This window comes from Leucothrix pacifica, assembly GCF_003172875.1.
GTDB lineage: Bacteria > Pseudomonadota > Gammaproteobacteria > Thiotrichales > Thiotrichaceae > Leucothrix > Leucothrix pacifica.
The window spans coordinates 1-2,567 of sequence record NZ_QGKM01000117.1 but is presented as its reverse complement, the minus strand read 5'-3'; the positions used below and the strand labels follow the sequence as shown (position 1 = coordinate 2,567).

Here is a 2,567-nt window from a genome sequence, read left to right as displayed (position 1 = left end):
CAACTATCCTGACATAGGGGGTGCTAAACAAATGAGCAGAAATCACATAACAAGACAAATCCAGCCGACGCACCAAAGCCGCGCGCGGCTGATTTGCGGCGTTGGGCACCAAAGGAATAATCGTGCAGACATTAGAGCTAAAAATCCCACCAGTTATTCTGGTGCTTGTTACCGCAGGCTTTATGTGGACATTGGCGTTTGCTGTTCCGGGTCTTGGTTTCACTTTGCCCGCTTCTTCGCTTGTAGCTCTGGTGTTTGCGGCAACTGGTGTTGCTTTTGCGTTGCTTGGCGTATTGGAATTTCGCTCAGCGGACACTACCGTCGACCCGCGAGTGCCAGATCAATCCGCCAGTCTCGTTGTGCGCGGGGTCTACCGAATAAGTCGAAACCCGATGTACGTTGGCTTCTTGCTCGTTCTCATTGCTTGGGGAGTTTTTCTCAGCAATCTCGCAAGTCTTGTGCTGCTTCCGGCATTCGTAATTTATATGAATCGGTTTCAAATCGTTCCAGAGGAGAGGTACATGCGTGAGAAGTTTGGTGAGGTTTACAGGCAGTATGAGGCAGGGGTGCGCCGGTGGGTTTGACGCCCAACAAGTCATTCAAGTTCGTTCCCGGCCTCGCGGCCGTCCACCGGACGCCCTAGTCGGGCGCCGCTTAATATTGGCGTTGCGTAGCTCTAAAAACATTCGTTTAAGTAAGTTGAATGTGAAGGCGGTTAAGCTTAAGCAGAAGCTGAAGAGGTACGAAATTGAGTATCGTGACTTGTTGTTGGATGATCTATAGGTGAAGTATCGGTTGTACCTAAATACTGTGACACTTCTTCTTTTATGATGTCATATAATGACACATATACTTTATGAGGTAATGTATGGGACAAGTCACAATATATCTCGAAGAAGAAATCGAATTAAAAATGATCAAAGCAGCCGAGTCAGCCAATCTCTCTAAAAGCAAATGGATAGCGCGTTTGATCCAAGAAAAAATAGCAAAAGAGTGGCCTCAGTCGGTGATAGACATGGCAGGCTCATGGAGCGATTTTCCAGACGCTGACGAGTTGCGTGCAAACCAAGGTCAAGATATAGCAAGAGAGTCCTTTTGATGTATGTACTTGATACGAACACGCTGATCTATTTTTTCAAAGGCATGGGAAACGTTAAACATAATTTGCTGCAAATATCTCCTCAGGATCTAGCGGTTCCGTCTGTTGTGGTTTATGAGTTGGAATATGGCCTGGCAAAGTCTAATGCGCCGCAAAAGCGTCGTACTCAGATCGGCGAGTTATTGTAAGCGTCAGGTAAACCACATCTACCAGCCGCTCAGCTATTCGGTCATTCTGTCTCTCTATTAACCGGAGACAAGTATGAACAACACACTGACTCAAAAACAGCAATTCTGGAAGACTCACCTGGATGCCGCAGAGCGTTCCGGATTGAGTATCGCTGACTACGCTAAAGCCAATCAGCTCAAACCGCAGACGTTATATCAGTGGCGCAGCACACTCAAGGGCCGGTCTGTCACTGTCTCCACACAGACACAGTTTACGCAGGTAGTGTCATCCACCACTGTCTCCGGTAGCCCGCTGACAATCGTGCTGGGTGACGCCACGTTGCGGTTTGATCGATTACCTGATCCGGATTGGTTGTCCACACTGCTCTCGGGTGCCCGGTCATGATGCGTCCGGCGGACCAGTTACCCCGGGTGTATCTGTGCACCCAGTCCGTGGACTTCAGAAAGTCCATTACCGGCTTGTCGCTCCTGGTGGAGCAGTCTCTGCAGCTGGATCCGTTTGCACCGGCGCTGTATGTGTTTACGAACCGACGTCGGGATAAGGTGAAAATCCTGTACTGGGAGAAGAACGGGTTTTGCCTGTGGTATAAAAGTCTGGAGCAGGAGCGGTTTAAGTGGCCGGATGAGGTCACCACACCGACCTGTGTGATGGATGGTGAGCAGCTCAACCGCTTGCTGGACGGCTTTGATCTCTGGCGTAATAAACCGCATCAAACCTTGAACTACCGCACAGTGGGGTAGGATTTTCCGGTATAATCCACACCATGAAACGACCTGCTGATCCCTTACCGAATGATGTGGCCTCACTGAAGGCGCTGCTGCTGGCAGAGCGCAGTACCACTGAGCGTTTACAAAAGCAGGTTCAGACATTATTCGAAGCGATCCGGCTGGCCCGGCAACAGCGCTTTGGGGCCTCCAGTGAAAAAGCACCGGGACAAGGTGAGCTGTTTGATGAGGTCGAGGAGACGCTTGAGCGAAGTGACCAGACGCCACCCGATACCGATGGTTCCACACCCTCAGACACCCCGGTTCAGGCGACGACTACACGCAAAGCCCGCCGACCATTGCCGGCACATTTGCCCCGCATCCACAAGCTGATTGAATTGCCGGAAGCCGAACGGGTGTGCGCCTGTGGCTGTCAGTTAAGTGAGATTGGTGAAGACAGCAGTGAGCAACTGGAGATCATTCCGGCCAAACTTCAGGTCATCCGGTACGTCCGGAAAAAGTATGCCTGCCAGGCGTGTGAAGACACGGTCAAAGTAGCCCCCAGAGCTAATGTG

General features: G+C 50.9%; 6 protein-coding genes. All 6 read left to right on the top strand.

Annotation, left to right across the window (positions count from 1 at the left end):
• Positions 1-122: 122 nt before the first annotated feature.
• Positions 123-584, top strand: coding sequence for a methyltransferase family protein (locus DKW60_RS22790; protein ID WP_109839956.1), 462 nt, complete (start codon positions 123-125; stop codon positions 582-584).
• Between the two features lie 284 nt (positions 585-868).
• Positions 869-1,099 carry a CopG family transcriptional regulator gene (locus DKW60_RS22785; RefSeq protein ID WP_109839955.1) on the top strand — a complete coding sequence of 77 codons (231 nt, stop codon included), beginning with the start codon at positions 869-871 and terminating at the stop codon, positions 1,097-1,099.
• Positions 1,099-1,287 carry a PIN domain-containing protein gene (locus DKW60_RS22780; RefSeq protein ID WP_219988895.1) on the top strand — a complete coding sequence of 63 codons (189 nt, stop codon included), beginning with the start codon at positions 1,099-1,101 and terminating at the stop codon, positions 1,285-1,287. Before DKW60_RS22785 ends, DKW60_RS22780 begins: the two co-directional genes overlap by 1 nt.
• Positions 1,288-1,360: 73 nt before the next feature.
• Positions 1,361-1,672 carry an IS66 family insertion sequence element accessory protein TnpA gene (tnpA, locus tag DKW60_RS22775; RefSeq protein WP_109839953.1) on the top strand — a complete coding sequence of 104 codons (312 nt, stop codon included), beginning with the start codon at positions 1,361-1,363 and terminating at the stop codon, positions 1,670-1,672.
• Positions 1,669-2,028: an IS66 family insertion sequence element accessory protein TnpB gene (gene tnpB, locus DKW60_RS22770; RefSeq protein WP_109839952.1), complete on the top strand. Its 360-nt coding sequence runs from the start codon at positions 1,669-1,671 to the stop codon at positions 2,026-2,028. The genes tnpA and tnpB overlap by 4 nt, the downstream gene beginning before the upstream one ends.
• A 23-nt stretch (positions 2,029-2,051) precedes the next feature.
• Positions 2,052-2,567: IS66 family transposase zinc-finger binding domain-containing protein (locus DKW60_RS22765; RefSeq protein WP_181389864.1), on the top strand; the 516-nt coding region annotated here is incomplete at its 3' end.

What these genes read in the sequence shown, in the direction of transcription:
- DKW60_RS22780 (WP_219988895.1), top strand. Translation starts at nt 1,099, where the DNA reads ATGTATGTACTTGATACGAACACGCTGATCTATTTTTTCAAAGGCATG.
- tnpB (WP_109839952.1), top strand. Translation starts at nt 1,669, where the DNA reads ATGATGCGTCCGGCGGACCAGTTACCCCGGGTGTATCTGTGCACCCAG.
- tnpA (WP_109839953.1), top strand. Translation starts at nt 1,361, where the DNA reads ATGAACAACACACTGACTCAAAAACAGCAATTCTGGAAGACTCACCTG.
- DKW60_RS22785 (WP_109839955.1), top strand. Translation starts at nt 869, where the DNA reads ATGGGACAAGTCACAATATATCTCGAAGAAGAAATCGAATTAAAAATG.